Below are 20227 nucleotides of genomic sequence, written 5' to 3'. Positions count from 1 at the left end.
GGGCGCATGACCAGCAAGACTGACGAGGCCACGGGCTCCACGGACGCGCTCGGCTACGAGCAGGCGCGGGACGAGCTGATCGAGGTCGTACGCCGCCTGGAGACCGGCGGGACGACTCTGGAGGAGTCGCTCGCGCTGTGGGAGCGCGGCGAGGAGCTGGCGAAGGTCTGCCGGCGCTGGCTGGACGGCGCCCGGGCCCGGCTCGACGCGGCCCTGGCGGGCCCGGAGCTGGCCGAGGACGCCGGGGGCGCCGGGGACGGCGGGGGCACGGACGCCTAGGAAGGCCCGGGGCTCCGCGGCGCCCAGGTCCGGCCCCGCCCCGGCCCTCGGCGCCCCTCTCCCGACGAAACAGCGCTGACCTGCGGTTTGTGAACCGGATCACGCACATCCAGTTTTGATTGAAAGTTGAACAGCATCGGCGTACTGTCGTGTCGCGGGCTCGGAGACGGGCCCGGCAGACACCCCCGTACGCTCAAGAAGGTTGATCCATGTCTCTCGCACTTGACCCCGCCGCCCAGGACCTGCTCTTCCGCGAGGCCCGCACCGCGAACACCTTCACCGACGAGCCGGTCACCGACGAGCAGGTCCAGGCGATCTACGACCTGGTCAAGTACGGCCCGACCGCCTTCAACCAGTCGCCGCTGCGCGTCACCCTGGTCCGCTCCCCCGAGGCCCGCGAGCGCCTGGTCCAGCACATGGCCGAGGGCAACCGCCCGAAGACGGCGGCCGCGCCGCTCGTCGCGATCCTCTCCGCCGACAACGAGTTCCACGAGGAGCTCCCGGCGCTGTTCCCGCACTTCCCGCAGGCCAAGGACGCCTTCTTCACCGAGCGTCCGGTCCGCGAGCAGGCCGCCGCGCTGAACGCCTCGCTGCAGGCCGCCTACTTCATCGTGGGCGTGCGCGCCGCCGGTCTGGCCGCGGGCCCGATGACGGGCTACGACCCGGCCGGCCTCCAGAAGGAGTTCCTGGACGACGACCACACCCCGCTGATGGTCGTCAACATCGGCAAGCCGGGCGACGACGCCTGGTTCCCCCGCTCCCCGCGCCTGTCCTACGAGGACGTCGTCACCACGGTCTGATCCGACGGCATGCGAAAGGGCCCCCGGCACACTGCCGGGGGCCCTTTCGCATGCCGGGGCCGCATCGCCCGCACGCCCGGGTCGCGTCGACCCTGCGGCGATCCTGATCAGGCCATCTTCAGCGACTCGGCCATCTTGGCCAGCTGGTCGAAGGAGGCGGTGCCGGTGATCACGGTCGTCCCGCCCTGCTCGCTGATCACCAGGGCGTCGTACTTCGGGCCCTTGTAGCGCTGCCAGGTGCGTCCCGCGATCTCGTCGGCGTCCTCGGTCCGCTTGGCGTTGTGCGTGACCTTCTTGATGAAGGCGGCCGGCTTCGCGGTGGACTGCTCGATCGCCACGTACTGCTCGTCCGGGTCGAGGAAGCCCAGGTGCCAGGTGTCGTGGTCCTCGCCGTTGAAGCGCACCGAGGTCGGCGTCCACGCCTTGCCGAGCCCCTCGGGCGCCGCCACCGGATAGTCCGCGGCCCGCCGGGCCGTCAGGAGCTCCACGCGGTAGTCGACCCGCTTGCTGGGGGTCTTGGACTCGTCATGCGGGATGAAGAGGTAGATCACGCCCGCGACGAGGGCGATCACCACCAACGACCACAGCATGTTCTTGACGGTCTGAGTGCCTTGTCTTCCTGCCACGCCCCCATGGTCTCAGGCGCCGGACACGCCCCTTCCCCCGGTCTCTCCCCGGCCACCGGGGCCGCTCATGCGTGGGGCCCACTGCTCATTTTGTCGGCCTACGGATAGAGTCATGCACAATCCCTCGTCCGGCAGCCCTCCCGTCTCGCCACCGCCCTTCCAAGGACGCCCTACGGGCGCGCCGCCGTTTTTTGCAGCAGAAAGGTGCTCTTCGATGACCGAGCATCATCTCCCGTCCGAGCTCGAGGTCTCCCCCGAGGCCCCCGACCGCAACCTCGCCCTGGAGCTCGTCCGGGTCACCGAGGCCGCCGCGATGGCCGCGGGCCGCTGGGTGGGCCGCGGCGACAAGAACGGCGCCGACGGCGCCGCCGTGCGGGCCATGCGGACCCTCGTCTCCACCGTGTCGATGAACGGTGTCGTCGTGATCGGCGAGGGCGAGAAGGACGAGGCCCCGATGCTCTTCAACGGAGAGCGCATCGGCGACGGCACCGGCGCCGAGGTCGACATCGCCGTCGACCCGATCGACGGCACGACCCTGACCGCCAAGGGCATGCCGAACGCCATCGCCGTGCTGGCCGCCGCCGACCGCGGCGCGATGTTCGACCCGTCCGCCGTGTTCTACATGGACAAGCTGGTCACCGGCCCCGAGGCCGCGGACTACGTGGACATCAACGCGCCCGCCTCGGTCAACATCCGCCGCGTCGCCAAGGCCAAGAACTCCTCCCCCGAGGACGTGACGGTCATGATCCTGGACCGCCCGCGCCACGAGGGCATCGTCAAGGAGATCCGCGAGACCGGCGCGCGCATCAAGTTCATCTCGGACGGCGACGTCGCGGGCTCGGTCATGGCCGTCCGCGAGGGCACCGGCGTCGACCTGCTCATGGGCATCGGCGGCACCCCCGAGGGCATCATCTCGGCCTGCGCGATCAAGTGCCTGGGCGGCGTGATCCAGGGCAAGCTGTGGCCGCAGGACGACGCGGAGCGGCAGCGCGCGATCGACGCGGGCCACGACCTGGACCGCACGCTGTCCACGGACGACCTGGTCAAGGGCGACAACGTCTTCTTCGTCGCGACCGGCATCACCGACGGCGAGCTGCTCCAGGGCGTCCGCTACCGCGCGGCCAACGCCTCGACGTCGTCCCTGGTCATGCGCTCCAAGTCGGGCACGATCCGCAAGATCGACTCCGACCACCGGCTCTCGAAGCTGCGCGCGTACAGCGCGGTCGACTTCGACCGCGCCAAGTAGGCGGAACGCGGTCCGAGCGGCCCGGCAGGCATGACGAAGGGGGCGTCCCGTGCGGGGGACGCCCCCTTCGGCGTGTCCGGTGGCTGGCCCGGGCGGGGCGCCGTCAGCCCGCGGCGGCGATGCCCGCGTGGCCGGCCTTCTTCAGCTCCAGGTCACGCCTGCGGCGGCGGGCCAGGACCACGCGGCGCTCGGCGGCGGTCAGGCCGCCCCAGACGCCGTACGGCTCGGGCTGCAGCAGGGCGTGCTCGCGGCACTCGACCATCACGGGACAGCGGGCGCAGACGCGCTTGGCCGCCTCCTCGCGGGACAGCCGGGCCGCGGTCGGCTCCTTGGACGGCGCGAAAAAGAGCCCTGCCTCGTCGCGACGGCACACGGCCTCGGTGTGCCACGGGGCGTCATCGTCCCGATCTCGCACTGGCACCCGCTGCGCCGGAACGGCGGCCACCTGCGGAGACTGATGCGACGGTTGCAGCACGGTCTACTCCTGACGACGGATTCGCGAGCGAGAGACGATGCAGCAACCTCTACCCGCTGTGTGCACGCCTATGCACTGAGTTCCGATGCTCGGAAGTTCCGTCCCGCTCCGGGGGCGCCCGTCGGCCGTCGCGCGCCGGTCAGCCGAGGTGCTTGCGCAGTTGCCGGTGCAGGTCGCGGACGATCTTGCCGCGCCGGGGCCGCGCCTCGATGCTGCCGAGCACCGCCGTGCCGTCCACATAGACGACCGGAGCGTCCTGGTCCGGGGAGTCGAGCGTGTCGACCTCGAAGCTGCCGAGGACACCGGCGCCGCGGCCGCGCAGCGAGACGTTCTCCGGGACGCGGATCTCGACCGAACCGAAGACGGCGACCGCCTTGATGACCACCTGGCGCTGCTCGAAGATCGCCTCGCTCAGGTCGATCTCGACGCTGCCGAAGATCGCGTACGCATGGGTGCGGCGGGCGACGCGCCAGCGGCCCCGGCGCGCGGAGCTGCTGAGCACCGCCACCAGGTTCTCGTCGGCGACCGGCGGGACGACGCCCGGGGAGGGGCGGGAGGGCGCGGGCTCGGGGGCGTCCGCCGCGCCCTGCGCCCGCTGGTGGGCGGCGGGCAGGTCGCGGACCAGCGGCTCCAGGTCGGCCATCGTCTTGGCGCGGTACACGCCGTCGATCCGCTCGGAGTGCTCCTCTGCGGTGAGGCGGCCCTCGGCCAGGGCCTCGCGGAGGATGTCCGCGGTGCGGTCCCGGTCGGCGTCGGAGGCACGGAGCGCTGAGGGCTGCTTTTCGAGGTCCACGACAGCAGCGTACCCAAACGCGATAGATCGCGACTACCCCTGTATCGCGACCATCGGCACCGACTTCTGTCACGACCATCGGCACCGACTTCGCGAGCGCCCGGCAGCCCCGCGGACATCCGGCCGCCGCCCGCCGTCCGCCGTGATCACCTTTACTGAGCCTTACCTCACAGGACCGGTCCGATCCGGGCGTTCTACGCTGGTTGGCGCGTTGCCAATGGAGGCCGCGCCGCTGTCTGCCGAGTGAGGAATGGCCGCAATGTCTGTAAGCTCCCGCCCGCCCAACCCGGCGTTCGAGTACGCCGATCTGCTTCCCCTGGGAGAGGACACCACCCCGTACCGGCTGGTGACCTCCGAAGGCGTCTCCACCTTCGAGGCCGACGGGCGGACATTCCTCAAGGTCGACCCGGAGGCGCTGCGCACGCTCGCCGCCGAGGCGATCCACGACATCCAGCACTACCTGCGGCCCGCGCACCTGGCGCAGCTGCGGCGCATCGTCGACGACCCGGAGGCCTCGGGCAACGACAAGTTCGTGGCGCTCGACCTGCTGAAGAACGCGAACATCGCGGCGGCCGGCGTGCTCCCCATGTGCCAGGACACCGGCACCGCGATCGTGATGGGCAAGCGCGGTCAGCACGTCCTCACCGAGGGCGAGGACGAGAAGGCGCTCGCGCACGGCATCTACGACGCGTACACGAAGCTGAACCTGCGCTACTCGCAGATGGCCCCGCTGACCATGTGGGAGGAGAAGAACACCGGCTCCAACCTCCCGGCCCAGATCGAGCTGTACGCGACCGACGGCGGCGCCTACAAGTTCCTCTTCATGGCCAAGGGCGGCGGCTCGGCCAACAAGTCGTTCCTCTACCAGGAGACGAAGGCCGTCCTGAACGAGGCCTCCATGATGAAGTTCCTGGAGGAGAAGATCCGCTCCCTGGGCACGGCGGCCTGCCCGCCGTACCACCTGGCGATCGTCGTCGGCGGCACCAGCGCCGAATTCGCCCTGAAGACCGCGAAGTACGCCTCCGCGCACTACCTGGACGAGCTGCCCGCCGAGGGCTCGCCGACCGGGCACGGCTTCCGGGACAAGGAGCTGGAGGACAAGGTCTTCGAGCTGACGCAGAAGATCGGCATCGGCGCGCAGTTCGGCGGCAAGTACTTCTGCCACGACGTGCGCGTGGTGCGCCTGCCCCGGCACGGCGCCTCGCTGCCCGTCGCCATCGCCGTGTCCTGCTCGGCGGACCGCCAGGCCACCGCGAAGATCACCGCCGAGGGCGTCTTCCTGGAGCAGCTGGAGACGGACCCGGCGCGCTTCCTGCCGGAGACCGAGGACTCCCACCTGGAGGAGTCCGGCGACGTCGTCGAGATCGACCTGAACCAGCCGATGGACGCGATCCTCGCCGAGCTCACCAAGCACCCGGTCAAGACCCGCCTCTCGCTGACCGGCCCGCTGGTCGTGGCCCGCGACATCGCACACGCCAAGATCAAGGAGCGCCTGGACGCGGGCGAGGGGATGCCGCAGTACCTGAAGGACCACCCCGTCTACTACGCCGGCCCCGCCAAGACCCCCGAGGGCTACGCGTCCGGCTCCTTCGGCCCGACGACGGCCGGCCGCATGGACTCCTACGTGGAGCAGTTCCAGGCGGCGGGCGGCTCCAAGGTGATGCTCGCCAAGGGCAACCGGAGCAAGCAGGTCACCGACGCGTGCGACGCGCACGGCGGCTTCTACCTCGGCTCGATCGGCGGCCCGGCCGCGCGCCTGGCGCAGGACTGCATCAAGAAGGTCGAGGTCGTCGAGTACGAGGAGCTCGGCATGGAGGCGGTCTGGAAGATCGAGGTCGAGGACTTCCCGGCCTTCATCGTCGTCGACGACAAGGGCAACGACTTCTTCCAGGACCCGGCCCCCGAGCCGACGTTCACGCACATCCCGGTGCGCGGCCCGGGCCTGGCGTAGGACGCGAGCGGGTGCGCCCCGCCGGGGGGCGCGGGAAACCGCGCGACCGGCGACGGCGCACCCGCTCGGACCGGCGGGGGCGTCAGGCGAACCGCTGGCCCGCCGACCCGTCGCACTTCTGCAGCCGCACCGGCTCCTTGGCCCCCGCAAGGGTCAGACAGAGCCCGCTGTCCGCGGCGGGGCGCACCGTGCCGGACTGGCGCAGGAACTTCTGGTTGGCGCCGCCGTGGCAGTTCCACAGCGTGACGGCGGTGCCGGCCTTGTACGAGCCGTCGGGCACGTCGAGGCAGCGGTCCTGGGTCAGCCCGGTGTGCAGCGACTGCTGCCCGCCGGAGGCGCCGTCGTACCACCAGGTCTGGTTGCGGTTGCCGGTGCAGTCCCAGCCCTGGACCCTGGTGCCGTTGCGGCTCTTGGACGCGTCGACGTCGACGCAGGTGCCGGTCGCCTCGTTCTTCAGCGGCCGGTAGGCGTCGTCCCAGGCGCCCGGGTACAGCTTGGGGCTGCCGGTGCTCGCCGGGTCGGCGCAACTGCCCTCACGCTGTCCGGAGTTGTAGATCTGGGTGAGGCAGGACGCGAAGGCCGCGTGGCCGCGCGCGTTGGGGTGGAAGGACTGGCGCACCGAGTTGGAGTCCGGCGGGAACGGGTTGGACAGCTCGATGTAGAGGCCGCGCGCCCAGGTGTCCTCCATGCAGACCTCGTGGCCGTGGAAGAGGCGGGAGTTGTCCAGGTAGGTGGCGCCCGCGTTCCGCGCCGCCTTGCGCATGCCGGTCTCGAAGGCGGGCACCGCGATGTTGCGGCCCCACTCGGTGTCGGAGTCGTAGCCGAGGCCGCCGCAGGCCAGCTTGCCGGGGAACTTCGGGTTGTCGCGGAAGTCCGGGCCGATCGGGCTCGGGTACCCCATGGCGACGAGCTTGTAGTCGCCGTCCTGGTAGCCCGCGTCCTTCATGACGGTCTTCAGGTCGCGGATGGACTGCTCGACCTTGGGCACGAGCGCGTCGACGCGCGCCTGCCAGCCGTCGTTGTACTTGCCCGCGCAGGCGCCCTGGCTGAGCAGGTAGCGGGTCACGCAGTCCGTCATCACCGGGGCGAACTGCAGGTCGTCGTTGGCGCCGATGACGAGCAGGATCGTCTTGATCTTCGTGTTGCGCGCCTTGACGGCGAGGTTGTCGCTCTGCACCAGCTCGTCGGCGTACTGCTTCTGCCCGCCGATCCTGATGTTGACGGTCTGCGCCCCCGAGCACGCGACGTTGTACGTCACGTCGGCGGGGATGCCGGTGCGGTGGATCGCGGCGTCCGGCGAGCGGTGGCACCAGTTGTCGGGGCCGTCGGTGCCGGGTTCGTACGTGCCGACGCCCTCGCCGGAGATCTCGCTGTCGCCGAGCGAGATCAGCCCGGTCTTGCGCTCGGCCATCGGGCGCTCCGCCGGGCTGCCGTACAGCGCGGTGGCCTCCTGCGCCCTGATCTTCTCCAGCTCGGGCGGGAGCGGTGTCGCGGCGGGCGCCGCCTTCGCCCCGTCGTCCTGTGCCGCCTGGGCGGGTACCGCCGCGGCCGTGCCGAGCACGGCAGTCATCGCGACGGCGGCCGCGAACGAACATCGCAGCCGACCCCGGCCACTGCGCCTGATGCGCTTCATTGCGCCTCCCCGGTGTGGTGTTACCCAGGGTTTTTACTGGTGGGTAGCACGCTTGGGAATACCTGGAACAAGACAAGTGCTCAACTTTTTACGGGGTGTGGACGGAGAGGTAGGTTCGAGAGCATGACCAGCGACGCCAGCGACGACCGCACCGGCGAGTACCGGATCGAGCACGACTCCATGGGCGAGGTACGGGTCCCCGCGCACGCCAAGTGGCGTGCGCAGACCCAGCGCGCGGTGGAGAACTTCCCCATCTCCGGACAGGTCCTCGAACGGGCCCACATCGCCGCCCTCGCCCGGATCAAGGCCGCCGCCGCCCAGGTCAACGCGGAGCTCGGGGTGCTCGACAAGGACGTCGCCGAGGCCATCGCCGCCGCGGCCGCCGAGGTCGCCGACGGCCGCTGGGACGCGCACTTCCCCGTCGACGTCTTCCAGACCGGCTCCGGCACCTCGTCGAACATGAACACCAACGAGGTCCTGGCCACGCTCGCCACGGAACGGCTCGGCCGCGACGTCCACCCCAACGACCACGTGAACGCCTCGCAGTCGTCCAACGACGTCTTCCCGTCCTCGATCCACATCGCGGCCACCGGCGCGGTCACCGGCGACCTGATCCCCGCCCTGGAGCACCTCGCCGCCGCGCTCGGGCGCAAGGCCGAGGAGTTCGCGGACGTCGTGAAGTCGGGGCGCACCCACCTCATGGACGCGACGCCGGTGACCCTGGGCCAGGAGTTCGGCGGATACGCCGCCCAGGTACGCCACGGCGTCGAGCGGCTGCGCGCCTCGCTGCCCCGGCTGGCCGAACTGCCGCTCGGCGGCACCGCCGTGGGCACCGGCATCAACACGCCGCCCGGCTTCTCCGCGGCCGTCATCGCCGAGGTCGCGCGGGCCACCGGCCTGCCGCTGACCGAGGCGCGCGACCACTTCGAGGCGCAGGGCGCGCGGGACGGCATCGTCGAGACCAGCGGGCAGCTGCGGACCATCGGCGTGAGCCTGACGAAGATCGCCAATGATCTGCGGTGGATGGCGTCGGGGCCGCGCACCGGCCTCGCCGAGATCAGCCTGCCGGACCTGCAGCCCGGCTCCTCGATCATGCCCGGCAAGGTCAACCCGGTCATCCCGGAGGCCGCGCTGATGGTCGCCGCGCAGGTCACCGGCAACGACGCGACGGTGGCCGCGGCCGGCGCCGCGGGCAACTTCGAGCTCAACGTCATGCTGCCGGTCATCGCCAAGAACATCCTGGAGTCGATCCGGCTGCTCGCCAACGTCGCGCGCCTGCTCGCCGACCGCACCGTCGACGGCATCACCGCGCACCGCGAGCGCGCCCGGGAGTACGCCGAGTCGTCGCCGTCCGTGGTGACCCCGCTGAACAAGTACATCGGGTACGAGGAGGCGGCCAAGGTCGCCAAGAAGTCGCTGGCCGAGCGCCGCACGATCCGCGAGGTCGTGCTCGATTCCGGCTACGTCGAGCGCGGCGACCTCACCCTGGAGCAACTGGACGAGGCGCTGGACGTGCTGCGCATGACGCGCCCCTGAGCGCGCGCCCCGGTCGTGCGCCGGGGCGGCGTCTAGTATCTGTCCATGACAGACCTCGACGGGACGACGACGGCCGGTGGCCCAGTGGCGCGGTGGGCGCCCGGGGAGCACATCCTGTGGCGGTACCGGGAGAACTCCGGCCATCGCGTGCACATCTGTCGTCCCGTCACCGTGGTGCGCGACGACGAGGACGTGCTGGCGGTGTGGATGGCGCCGGGCACCGAGTGCGTGAAGCCGGTCATCGCCGACGGCACGCCGCTGCACCGCGAGCCGCTCGCCACCCGCTACACCAAGCCGCGCGCGGTCCGCAGGGGCCGCTGGTCCGGCACCGGCGTCCTGAAGCTGGCCCGGCCCGGCGAGCCGTGGTCGGTCTGGCTGTTCTGGGAGCCGGGCTGGCGGTTCAAGAACTGGTACGTGAACCTGGAGGATCCGCGGGCCCGGTGGTCCGGAGGTGTCGACTCCGAGGATCACTTTCTGGACATCTCCGTGCGGCCGGACCGCAGCTGGCGCTGGCACGACGAGGACGAGTTCGCCGAGGCCCGCAGGGTGGGTCTGATGGAGGCGGGAAAGGCCGCCGAGGTGCGGGCGGCCGGGCGGGCGGCACTCGACGTGATCGCCGCCTGGGGGGCGCCTTTTTCGGACGGCTGGCAGCACTGGCGTCCCGATCCGTCCTGGGTCGTACCGTCCCTGCCGGATGACTGGGACCGTACGCCCGCGCATGTGTCCTCATGAGACCCTTGATGCGCCCCCGTGGTTCAAACGTAGGATCGTCCTCCGCAAGGGCGCACAGCAGCAACTCCGCGGGTCTGCGCGGTGCCTGACAGGAAGTCATCGAGGGGCGGCGGAACGTGAGCGAGGACCGAAGAGGGCAGGCCGAGGCCTTCGACGCCATCGGGCAGCACTACGACGACGCCTTCCCGCACAAGGAGGGCCAGCTCGCCGCGGGCCGCCGGCTCGCCGAGGGGCTGCCGGCCGGCTCCCGCGTCCTGGACGTGGGCTGCGGCACCGGTCTGCCGACCGCGCGCCAGCTGACCGGATCCGGCCACTCGGTGCTCGGCACGGACATCTCGGCGGGCATGCTGGAACTGGCGGGAAAGAACGTCCCGGCAGCCGAGTTCCGGCAACTGGACATCGCGGACCTCCGGGCCGAGGGTCCGGGCGGTGTCGGCCGGTTCGACGGGATCGCGTGCTTCTTCGCCCTCCTGATGCTGCCGCGGACCGAGATCCCCGAGGCACTGCGGCTGCTGCACGGGCTCCTGCGGCCCGGCGGCCTGATGGAGCTGTCCATGGTCGAGGCCGATCTGGACGACGCGGCAATTCCGTTCCTGGGGCACACAATCCGGGTATCCGGTTACCTGCGGGACGAACTGCGGCAGGTCGTACGGGACGCGGGCTTCGAGATCACCGGCGAGGACACGTACGCGTACGCCCCCGCGAGCACCGACGCACCACCCGAGTACCAGATCTTTCTGCACTGCCGACGCGGCTGAGCAACGTGCAACGCTGGACGGCGCGCACGGCGCGCAGCCCCGGACGGACGGATTCGAAACGCGTGACGGAGCACCTCACCCCCCACGAGGGCCGCAAGGCACCAGGTGCCGGGACGACCGCCCCCGCGGATCCCCGCGGGGCGCTGCTGCGTTCCCCCGAGCCCCGGGAGGGCGCCGGGGCGGGGCCCGCCGCGCAGGCACCGCAGGACGAGGCGCGCCCCGACGCGGCCGCGACGCCCTCCGGCGAGCACGCCCAGTCCTCGGCGTTCTCGGCCGCCGAACCCGACCCGCACCGGCCCCGCCCGGTGCCCGAGGCCGGTGTGCCGCAGCAGCCGGGCGGATCCCCGGAGGCCGGCGAGCGGCGCTCGGGTCAGCCGCGGCCGCCGGGCGCGGGTCCGGTGGCGATGCGGCGGGACGGCGACCGGCTGCGCTTCGTGGGGGCCGCGACCCGGCGCATCGCACGCGGCATCGACCTCGACGAGATCGTGATGGGGCTGTGCCGGGCGACGGTGCCGACCTTCTCCGACGCGATCCTGGTCTATCTGCGCGACCCGCTGCCCGTCGGCGACGAGCGGCCCACCGGACCCCTGGTGCTGCGCCTGCGCCGCACCGACCGGCTGCGGTCCATCGACGAGAGCGGCGAGGAGCCGGACACCGAGAGCGGCGCCCCGCTGCCCGCGCTGCAGGTGGTGCCGCCGGACATCACGGACGTGATGGGCAGCGCCGAGCTGTGCGAGGTGCGGCCGGGCGGCGCGCTCGCCGAGGTGCTGCGCGGGGTGCGGCCGGTCTTCGCCGACTCGGCCGCGGCCCGTGCCGCGCTGCCCGAGCTGCTCGGCGAGGGCCGCACCCTGCCCGCCGGTCACCGGGCGATCCTCGCGCCGCTGCGGGGGCGGCGCCGGGTGATCGGCGCGGCCGTGTTCCTGCGCCGCCCGGACCGGGCCGCGTTCGAGGCGGACGACCTGCTGGTCGCCGCCCAACTGGCCACGCACAGCGCGCTCGGCATCGACAAAGCGGTCCTGTACGGCCGCGAGGCGTACATCGCCGACGAGCTGCAGCGCACCATGCTGCCCGAGACGCTGCCGCGGCCGACCGGCGTGCGGCTGGCCTCGCGCTACCTCCCGGCGGCCGAGACGGCCCGGGTCGGCGGCGACTGGTACGACGCGATCCCGCTGCCGGGCAGCCGCGTCGCCCTGGTCGTGGGCGACGTGATGGGGCACTCCATGACGTCGGCGGCGATCATGGGCCAGCTGCGGACGACCGCGCAGACCCTCGCCGGCCTCGACCTGCCGCCCCAGGAGGTCCTGCACCACCTGGACGAGCAGGCCCAGCGGCTCGGCTCCGACCGCATGGCCACCTGCCTGTACGCGGTGTACGACCCGGTCTCGCACCGCATCACCATCGCCAACGCCGGTCACCCGCCGCCGGTCCTGCTGCACCTGGGCGGCCGCGCCGAGGTCCTCCGGGTGCCGCCGGGCGCCCCGATCGGGGTCGGCGGCGTCGACTTCGAGGCCGTGGAGCTGGACGCCCCCGCGGGTGCCACCCTGCTCCTGTACACGGACGGACTCGTCGAGTCCCGGCTGCGCGACGTGTGGACCGGCATAGAGCAGCTGCGCGAACGGCTCGCGGCCACGGCCCAGTTGACCGGACCCGACCACCCGCCGCCCCTCGAGGCGCTGTGTGACGAGGTGCTCGACATGCTCGGCCCCGGCGACCGGGACGACGACATCGCGCTGCTCGCCGCCCGCTTCGACGGCATCGCGCCGAGCGATGTCGCGTACTGGTTCCTGGAGCCGGAGAACGCGACGCCGTCGCGGGCCCGCCGGCTGGCCCGCAGCGCGCTGGTGCGCTGGGGCCTCGAGGACCTGACCGACTCGGTGGAGCTGCTGGTCAGCGAGGTCGTGACGAACGCCGTGCGGTACGCGTCGCGGCCGATCACGCTGCGGCTGCTGCGCACCGACGTGCTGCGCTGCGAGGTCGGCGACGACGTGCCGCAACTGCCCCGGCTGCGCCAGGCCCGCGCCACGGACGAGGGCGGCCGCGGCCTGTACCTGGTCAACAAGATGGCGCGGCGCTGGGGCGCGACCCGGCTGAGCACCGGCAAGGTGGTCTGGTTCGAGCTGAACCGGAACTGAACGCCCGGCACCTGCACGCGAAGGCGCCCCGGACCCTTTCGGTCCGGGGCGCCTTCGTCGTACGCGGAGCGGCGCGGCTCACGCGGCGCGGGCCACGGGATCAGTCGCGGCCGAGCAGACCGTCCTCCGGGTCGTCCGGGATGCCGCCCGACTCCGTGGGGTCGGGCCCCGTCGTCGGGGTCTGGGTCGGCGTCTGGGTCGGCGTCTGCGTGGGGGTCTGCGTCGGCGTCTTCGACGGAGTCTGCGTCGGCGTCTTCGTCGGCTCCTTGGTGGGCTCCTTCGTCGGCTCCTTCGTCGGCTCCTTCGGGGGCGCGGACGTCGGGTCCGGGGGCGGCGCGACGGCCGCGCCCATGTCCGTGTCGAGGGAGAACGCGCTCGGCGAGCCCATCACGTCGAAGGTGTAGGCCGACCAGATCTCGGCGGGGAAGCCCGAGCCGTTGATGCGCGGGAGGCCGGCGGCGCCGCGCATCGACACCTGCTTGTGCTGCTCGTCGGTGCCCTGGGCGCCCTCGCCGAAGAGGCCGACGGAGGTGACCAGCTTCGGCGTGTAGCCGGTGAACCAGGCCGACTTGTTGTCGTCCGACGTACCGGTCTTGCCCGCGACGTCCTGCGCGGAGTTGCGCACCGCGCGGCCGGTGCCGTCGTCGACCACGCCGGTCAGGACCGAGGTGATCGAGTCGGCGGTGCCGCGCTTGATCACCTGCTCGCCGATCGGGTCGGGCAGGTCGACCGTGCGGTCCTTGTGCTCGACGGAGCCGACCAGGGCCGGGGTGACCTTCTTGCCGTGGTTGTCGAGCGTGGCGTAGACGCCGGCCATCTCCAGCGGGCTCGCGCCCATGGAGCCCAGGGTCTGGGCGGGCACGGCGGGCAGCCCCTTGACGTCCATGCCGAGCTTGCCCGCCGTCTCCATCACCTTGGGCATGCCGACGTCCACGCCCATCTGCGCGAAGACGGAGTTGACGGACTTGTTCATCGCCTTCTGGACGGTGACCGGTCCGTAGCTGACGTCGTCCTCGTTGGGCGGCGCGAAGGCGACGTCGCCGCCCTTGACGGGGCGCTCGCTGGTGCCGTCGTAGACCGTGCCGGCGGTGATCGGCTTGCCGTCCTGGGTGGTGGAGCCGTTCTCCAGGGCCGCGGCGAGGATCAGCGGCTTGAAGGTGGACGCCGACTGGTAGTCGCGGCGGGTGGCGTTGTTCGTGTAGTGCTTCACGTAGTCCTCGCCGCCGTACATGGCGAGGACCTTGCCGGTCTTGGGGTCGACGGACGCGGCGCCCGCCTGGACCCGGGCGTCCGCCTTGTTCTTCTTGCGGTTCAGCTTGTCGTTCAGCTTCGCGTCGACGGACTTCTGCAGCTGCTTCTGCTTCTTGGGGTCGATGTTCAGCGTGACCGTGTAGCCGCCCGCCTCGAACTCGGCCTCGCTGAGGTCGCTGTTGCGCAGGACCTCCCGCTTGGCCTCCTCGACGAGGTAGCCGACCTGGCCCTCACGGCCGGGCGGCGCCTTGGGGCCCTGGGGCTTGGGGAACTTCAGGTCGGCGCGGTCGCCCGCGCCGAGCCAGCCCTCCTCGACCATGTTGTCCAGGACGTAGTTCCAGCGCTGCTTGACCAGCTTCTTGCCGGTGGGCGTCGCGGAGGACCAGTCGTACTGGCTGGGGGCCTGCAGCAGGGCGGCGAGGTAGGCGCCCTGGTTCACGGAGAGCTTCTGGGCGTCGACGCCGTAGTAGGCCTGGGCGGCGGCCTGGATGCCGTAGGCGCCGCGGCCGTAGTAGCTGGTGTTGATGTAGCCCGCGAGGATGTCGTCCTTGCTCTTCTCGCGGTCCACCTTCAGCGAGACGACGAGTTCCTTCAGCTTGCGGCTGACGGTCTGGTCCTGGCTGAGGTAGTAGTTCTTCACGTACTGCTGGGTGATCGTCGAGCCGCCCTGCTTGCCCTTGCCGGTCACCGTGTTGAGCACGCCGCGGGCGGTGCCCTTGAAGTCGATGCCCTCGTCCTTGTAGAAGGACTTGTTCTCGGCGGCGACGAAGGTCTTCTGGACGCCCTTGGGGACCTTGTCCAGGTCGACGATCTCGCGGTTCACGTCGCCGGTCCGCGCGATGACGTCGCCGTTGCTGTACTTGTAGACGTTGCTCTGCATCTTCGCCGCGGCGTTGCCCTCGGGGATGTCCACGACGAGGTAGAGCACCACGAAGCCGAGCATGCCCAGCAGGATGAACCCGAAGAACGTCCCCAGGAGCTTCTTCCAGGTGAAGAAGCGGCGTATGCCGGTGCGCTTGCCGCCGGACGGGCGCCCGCGCGCTGCCCGGCGCGCACCGCGCTGCCGCGCTTGTCGTGCTTCGGCTCGGCCCATGACTGAGAGTGCTCCGCTTCCGTCTAGTTCACATGCGTACGTCGAGTCAGCTCATGAAGCTAACACCGCACCTCGGGGCAAACTCCTGCCGATCCGGTCTTTTCCGGACGTGACAATGAGCACCCACCCCTAAGGAACCGACGATCCCGGGGCCCGGATGGTTGCCCGCCCGCCGCACAAAGGGGCCCCGCACTCCTGCTCTACACCCTGCGTATACACGGCACGTATACACACCATGTAGAGTGCTCGGCATGTCCATTGGCCACACCCTTCTGGGTCTCCTGGAGTCCGGCCCCCGGCACGGCTACGACCTCAAGCGCGCCTTCGACGAGAAGTTCGGGCACGACAAGCCCCTGCACTACGGGCAGGTCTACTCGACCATGTCCCGGCTGCTGAAGAACGGCCTCGTCGAGGTCGACGGCATAGAGGCGGGCGGCGGCCCCGAGCGCAAGCGGTACGCGATCACCGACGCCGGGATCACGGACGTCCAGCGATGGCTCGCCACCCCGGAGAAGCCCGAGCCCTACCTCCAGTCGACCCTGTACACCAAGGTCGTCCTCGCGCTGCTCACCGGCCGCGACGCCGCCGAGCTCCTGGACGTGCAGCGCGCCGAGCACCTGCGTCTGATGCGCATCCTCACCGACCGCAAGCGCAAGGGCGACCTCGCCGACCAGCTCATCTGCGACCACGCGCTCTTCCACCTCGAGGCCGACCTGCGCTGGCTGGAGCTGGCCGCCGCACGCCTCGGCAAGCTCGCCCAGGAGGTGCGCTCCGCATGACCCCCGCAGGTTCCCTCCTCACGGCCACCGGACTCCGCAAGGCGTACGGCCCGACCACCGCGCTCGACGGCGCGGAGTTCTCCATCCACCCCGGCGAGGTCGTCGCCGTCATGGGCCCCTCCGGCTCCGGAAAGTCGACCCTGCTGCACTGCCTCGCCGGGATCGTCCGGCCCGACGAGGGCTCGATCACGTACCACGGCCGCTCGCTGACCGGCATGTCGGACACCGACCTCAGCGCCCTGCGCCGCAGCGAGTTCGGCTTCGTCTTCCAGTTCGGCCAGCTCGTCCCCGAGCTCACCTGCGTCGAGAACGTCGCCCTCCCGCTGCGCCTGAACGGCGTCAAGCGCAAGGACGCCGAGGCGACCGCCCGCTCCTGGATGGCGCGCCTGGAGGTCGAGGACGTCGCCGCCAAGCGGCCCGGCGAGGTCTCCGGCGGCCAGGGCCAGCGCGTCGCGGTGGCCCGCGCCCTCGCCACCAGCCCCCGCGTGATCTTCGCCGACGAGCCGACCGGCGCCCTGGACTCCCTCAACGGCGAGCGCGTGATGGAGCTGCTGACCGATGCGGCCCGCTCGACCAACGCGGCCGTCGTCCTGGTCACCCACGAGACCCGCGTCGCCGCCTACTCCGACCGCGAGATCGTCGTGCGCGACGGCAAGTCCCGCGACATGGAGCGGATCGCATGAGCGACACCGAGGTGCGCCCCCGGCCGCCCGCCGTGCTGCCCGCGCACACGGCCCCGACCGGGGTCACCGCCTGGATACGCGACCTGGGCATGGGCATACGGTTCGCGGCGGGCGGCGGCCGCGAGGGCTGGATCCGCACGGTCCTGACCGCCCTCGGCGTCGGCCTCGGCGTCGCGCTGCTGCTCGGCGCCGCCTCGGTGCCGAACCTGCTGCAGAACCGCGACGACCGCCAGTTCGCCCGCACGCCGCACTCCGCGATGGACGGGAAGTCGGTCAAGGCGACCGACACGACCGTGCTGATGCGCAACACCGGCACCACCTTCCGCGGCAAGAGCATGAACGGCGTCTTCATGCGCGCCGACGGCGACCACCCCGTGCTGCCGCCGGGGCTCGACGCGATGCCCGCGGCCGGCGAGATGGTCGTCTCGCCCGCGCTGCGCGACCTGCTGGACGACCCGGCGAACAAGCTGCTCAAGGAGCGCTTCCGCGACTTCCGCGTGACCGGCACCATCGGCGAGGCGGGCCTGGTCTCACCGCTGGAGCTGCAGTACTACCTGGGCAGCGACAAGCTCAGCACGTCGGGCGACAGCTACCGCGTCGAGAGCTTCGGGCAGGACAACTCGCTGCCCCTCGACCCGTTCCTGATGGCGCTCGTCGTCCTGATCTGCGTCGTGCTCCTCACACCGGTGGCGATCTTCATCGGGACGGCCGTGCGGTTCGGCGGCGACCGCCGCGACCGGCGGCTCGCGGCCCTGCGCCTGGTCGGCGCGGACGCCCGCGCGGTACGCAGGATCGCGGCGGGCGAGGCGCTGTTCGGCGCGCTCCTCGGGCTCGCCGCGGGCGCCGTGTTCTTCCTGCTCCTCCGGGAGCTGGTGGGCGTGGTCGACCTGACGAACGTCAGCGCCTTCCCGTCCGACATGGTGCCCTCGCCCGCCCTGGTCGCCCTGGTCGCGGTGGCCGTGCCGCTGTCGGCGGTCCTGGTGACGCTGATCTCGCTGCGCGCGGTCGCCATCGAACCGCTCGGCGTCTTCCGCGGTGCCAAGCAGCGCAGGCGCCGCCTGTGGTGGCGGCTCGTCGTGCCGGTCCTCGGCATCGGCATCCTGCTCTACTCGGGCCGCATCGACCGCGCCGCGGCGAACAGCGCCGTCAACGTGCCCGCGATCGCGGTGGGTTCCGCGCTCTCCCTGATCGGCCTCAGCGCCCTGCTGCCCTGGCTGGTGGAGGCCGTCGTGGGGCGGCTGCGCGGCGGCCCGGTGCCCTGGCAACTGGCCGTCCGCAGGCTCCAGCTGACGACGGGCACGGCGTCCCGCGCGGTCAGCGGGATCACCGTGGCGGTGGCCGGCGCGGTGGCGCTGCAGATGATGTTCGCGTCCATGCACGACGACTTCAACCAGATGACCGGGCAGGACACCTCGCGCGCCCAGCTCACGGTCCGCAGCGGGTCCGCCAACGGCGCCCTCGCCCAGCGGATGATCGACGACTTCGCCGCGACCGACGGCGTCACGAAGGTCATCGGGACCGTGCAGGCGTACGTCACCCGGCCCGGCGGCAAGAAGGTCGACGACATCACGCCGACCACGGAGCTGACCATCGGCACCTGCGCGACCCTGCGCGAGCTCGCACACCTGGACACGTGCAAGGACGGCGACACCTTCGTCGCGCACACGGGCAGCCGGACGATGAACAAGTGGGTGGACACCACCGCGCGCCCCGGCAAGCCGGTGAACATCGGGCCCGACCCCGACTTCCACCAGGGCGCCCGGCCGGTCCTGTGGACCCTGCCCGCGAGCACCGGCGTCGTCGACGCCCGGGCCAACCCGTCCGGCAGGAAGATCGACGGCATCCTCGCCACGCCGAGCGCCGTCGACATCAAGAAGCTGGACGACGCCTCCACGGTCTCCTGGGTCAAGACCGACCCAAAGGTGCCGGACGCCGAGGACCACGTGCGCAACACGGCGGCCCGCATCAGTCCGTTCCTCGGGGTGGACACGCTCCAGTCCGTCGACCGCGACAAGCAGTACGCGTCCATCGCGCGCGGCCTGCAGATCGGCGCGAGCGCCACGATGGCGCTGATCGCGGCGTCCATGCTGGTCTCGATGATCGAGCAGTTGCGGGAGCGCAAGCGGCTGCTGGCCGTCCTCACCGCGTTCGGCACCCGCCGCTCGTCGATGGCCTGGTCGCTCCTGTGGCAGACGGCCGTCCCGGTCGCCCTCGGCCTCGCGCTGGCGATCGTCGGCGGTCTCGGCCTCGGCGTGGTCATGACCCGCATGATCGACAAGTCGGTCACCGACTGGTGGTCGTTCCTGCCGCTGACGGCCGCGGGCGCGGCGATGGTCGCGATCGTGACCCTGCTGAGCCTGCCGCCCCTGCGCAGGATGATGCGCCCGGAGGGCCTGCGCACGGAGTGAGCGCCGGGCACCTCAGGAGGGCGGCCGCTGCCGGTACGGGGATCACACGACCCGTACCGGCAGCGGCCGCACCGCTTCCTTCAGGGCCCCGGCCAGCTCCTCGTACTCGGCGGCCCGCGCGGCGCCGGTGCGCATCACCAGGGCGATCCGCCGGGTCGGCGCCGGGTCGGCGAAGTACCCGGTGAGCAGTTGATTGCTGCGGCTGGTCTCGACGCGTACGGCGGTGCGCGGCAGCAGCGTCACCCCGAGGCCGCCCGCGACCAGCTGGACGAGGGTGGAGAGCCCGGCGGCCGTGGTCGTCACGGGGGCGTCGGCGCGGCCCGCCTCCCGGCAGATGTCCAGGGCCTGGTCGCGCAGGCAGTGGCCCTCGTCCAGGAGCAGCAGGTTCAGCTCCTTCAGTGCCTCGCGCGGGATGCCCTCGCGCCCGCCGAGCCAGTGGTCGAGCGGGGTGACGAGCACGAAGTCCTCGTCGAACAGCGGCAGTTCGCTCATCCCCGGCACACCGAGCGGCACCGCGAGCAGCAGCAGGTCGAGGCGCCCGGCGGCGAGCCCCTCCAGGAGCGAGGAGGTCTGCTCCTCGTGCACCTGGAGGTCCAGGTCGGGGTAGGTGTCGTGGACCAGCGTGATGACCGCCGGCAGCAGGTAGGGCGCGACGGTGGGGATGACGCCGAGCCGGAGCGCGCCGGTGAACGGCGCCTTGACGGCGTCGGCCTCCTCCAGCAGCGCCTCGACCTCGCCGAGGACCGCGTTGACCCGCAGGGCGAGGCGCTCGCCGGCGGGCGAGAGCAGCACCTTGCGGGTGGTCCGCTCCAGGAGCTTGACACCCAGTGCCTCCTCCAGCGCGGCGACGGCCCCCGAGAGGGCGGGCTGGCTCATGCCGATCGCCCCGGCGGCGTCCCGGAAGTGCAGATGCTCGGCCACGGCGGCGAAGGCGCGCAGCTGCGCCAGGCTGGGCTGCTTGCCGCTGGTCTGCTTGCCCCTATTTATGGCTCGCACTGATAACCACCTCCGATCAACATGACCCACTCTAGCTATTTCCCTAATCAATGCAC

At 71.6% G+C, this 20227-nt stretch carries 17 protein-coding genes; 11 read left to right on the top strand and 6 right to left on the bottom strand.

The annotated features are described in order from the left end of the window. Positions 1 to 6: 6 nt before the first annotated feature. Complete coding sequence (locus ACFYXE_RS02765; RefSeq protein WP_389308199.1) at positions 7 to 279, top strand: exodeoxyribonuclease VII small subunit; 273 nt, start codon at positions 7 to 9, stop codon at positions 277 to 279. A 209-nt stretch (positions 280 to 488) separates the two neighbouring features. Continuing rightward, entirely contained in the window at positions 489 to 1079 is a 591-nt protein-coding gene (locus ACFYXE_RS02760; protein ID WP_389308197.1) for a malonic semialdehyde reductase, read from the top strand. 107 nt (positions 1080 to 1186) lie between these two features. Here ACFYXE_RS02760 and ACFYXE_RS02755 read toward each other — a convergent pair whose 3' ends face one another. After that, complete coding sequence (locus ACFYXE_RS02755; RefSeq protein WP_361174004.1) at positions 1187 to 1705, bottom strand: DUF4245 domain-containing protein; 519 nt, start codon at positions 1703 to 1705, stop codon at positions 1187 to 1189. A 214-nt stretch (positions 1706 to 1919) separates the two neighbouring features. Here ACFYXE_RS02755 and glpX point away from each other — a divergent pair, with 214 nt between their 5' ends. Beyond that, entirely contained in the window at positions 1920 to 2951 is a 1032-nt protein-coding gene (glpX, locus tag ACFYXE_RS02750; RefSeq protein WP_361174001.1) for a class II fructose-bisphosphatase, read from the top strand. A gap of 103 nt (positions 2952 to 3054) precedes the next feature. Here the strand turns inward: glpX and ACFYXE_RS02745 are convergent, their stop codons facing one another. Together ACFYXE_RS02745 and ACFYXE_RS02740 are read right to left on the bottom strand one after the other, a co-directional pair. Then, the gene (locus ACFYXE_RS02745) at positions 3055 to 3426 is read right to left on the bottom strand and encodes a WhiB family transcriptional regulator (protein WP_361173999.1); all 372 of its coding nucleotides are present in this window, start codon (positions 3424 to 3426) and stop codon (positions 3055 to 3057) included. Positions 3427 to 3565: 139 nt separating this feature from the next. Continuing rightward, positions 3566 to 4219, bottom strand: a complete 654-nt coding sequence (locus ACFYXE_RS02740; protein WP_389308193.1) for a DUF1707 domain-containing protein — start codon at positions 4217 to 4219, stop codon at positions 3566 to 3568. A 259-nt stretch (positions 4220 to 4478) separates the two neighbouring features. On the opposite strand from ACFYXE_RS02740, the gene ACFYXE_RS02735 reads away from it, so the two are divergent. Continuing rightward, positions 4479 to 6170, top strand: a complete 1692-nt coding sequence (locus ACFYXE_RS02735) for a fumarate hydratase (RefSeq protein WP_389308191.1) — start codon at positions 4479 to 4481, stop codon at positions 6168 to 6170. Between the two features lie 82 nt (positions 6171 to 6252). On the opposite strand, the gene ACFYXE_RS02730 is transcribed toward ACFYXE_RS02735, so the two are convergent. Next, positions 6253 to 7803 carry a ricin-type beta-trefoil lectin domain protein gene (locus ACFYXE_RS02730; RefSeq protein WP_389308189.1) on the bottom strand — a complete coding sequence of 517 codons (1551 nt, stop codon included), beginning with the start codon at positions 7801 to 7803 and terminating at the stop codon, positions 6253 to 6255. 123 nt (positions 7804 to 7926) lie between these two features. On the opposite strand from ACFYXE_RS02730, the gene ACFYXE_RS02725 reads away from it, so the two are divergent. The 4 genes from ACFYXE_RS02725 (at position 7927) to ACFYXE_RS02710 (ending at position 12961) form a co-directional block, all read left to right on the top strand. Then, on the top strand, positions 7927 to 9339 hold the full coding sequence (locus tag ACFYXE_RS02725) for a class II fumarate hydratase (protein ID WP_389308187.1): 1413 nt from the start codon (positions 7927 to 7929) through the stop codon (positions 9337 to 9339). 45 nt (positions 9340 to 9384) lie between these two features. Further along, entirely contained in the window at positions 9385 to 10071 is a 687-nt protein-coding gene (locus ACFYXE_RS02720; RefSeq protein ID WP_389308185.1) for a DUF402 domain-containing protein, read from the top strand. A 116-nt stretch (positions 10072 to 10187) separates the two neighbouring features. Beyond that, on the top strand, positions 10188 to 10829 hold the full coding sequence (locus ACFYXE_RS02715) for a class I SAM-dependent methyltransferase (protein ID WP_361173981.1): 642 nt from the start codon (positions 10188 to 10190) through the stop codon (positions 10827 to 10829). A gap of 62 nt (positions 10830 to 10891) precedes the next feature. After that, on the top strand, positions 10892 to 12961 hold the full coding sequence (locus tag ACFYXE_RS02710) for a SpoIIE family protein phosphatase (RefSeq protein WP_389308183.1): 2070 nt from the start codon (positions 10892 to 10894) through the stop codon (positions 12959 to 12961). Between the two features lie 100 nt (positions 12962 to 13061). Here the strand turns inward: ACFYXE_RS02710 and ACFYXE_RS02705 are convergent, their stop codons facing one another. Beyond that, complete coding sequence (locus ACFYXE_RS02705; protein ID WP_389308181.1) at positions 13062 to 15305, bottom strand: transglycosylase domain-containing protein; 2244 nt, start codon at positions 15303 to 15305, stop codon at positions 13062 to 13064. A 251-nt stretch (positions 15306 to 15556) separates the two neighbouring features. Here ACFYXE_RS02705 and ACFYXE_RS02700 point away from each other — a divergent pair, with 251 nt between their 5' ends. Genes ACFYXE_RS02700 through ACFYXE_RS02690 form a run of 3 tightly spaced genes read left to right on the top strand, consistent with a single transcriptional unit; the run spans position 15557 to position 19175 of the window. Further along, a complete protein-coding gene (locus ACFYXE_RS02700) occupies positions 15557 to 16084 on the top strand; it encodes a PadR family transcriptional regulator (protein ID WP_361173972.1) in 528 nt (175 codons plus the stop codon). Continuing rightward, positions 16081 to 16767 carry an ABC transporter ATP-binding protein gene (locus tag ACFYXE_RS02695; protein WP_389308178.1) on the top strand — a complete coding sequence of 229 codons (687 nt, stop codon included), beginning with the start codon at positions 16081 to 16083 and terminating at the stop codon, positions 16765 to 16767. Before ACFYXE_RS02700 ends, ACFYXE_RS02695 begins: the two co-directional genes overlap by 4 nt. After that, positions 16764 to 19175: an FtsX-like permease family protein gene (locus ACFYXE_RS02690; protein ID WP_389308176.1), complete on the top strand. Its 2412-nt coding sequence runs from the start codon at positions 16764 to 16766 to the stop codon at positions 19173 to 19175. Before ACFYXE_RS02695 ends, ACFYXE_RS02690 begins: the two co-directional genes overlap by 4 nt. Before the next feature lie 42 nt (positions 19176 to 19217). Here ACFYXE_RS02690 and ACFYXE_RS02685 read toward each other — a convergent pair whose 3' ends face one another. After that, entirely contained in the window at positions 19218 to 20171 is a 954-nt protein-coding gene (locus ACFYXE_RS02685) for a LysR substrate-binding domain-containing protein (RefSeq protein ID WP_389308174.1), read from the bottom strand. Positions 20172 to 20227 lie beyond the last annotated feature (56 nt).

This window comes from Streptomyces sp. NPDC002564 (genome assembly GCF_042889645.1).
Lineage (GTDB): Bacteria > Actinomycetota > Actinomycetes > Streptomycetales > Streptomycetaceae > Streptomyces.
The sequence above is the reverse complement of the archived record's forward strand: the minus strand, read 5'-3'. Positions and strand labels throughout refer to the sequence as shown.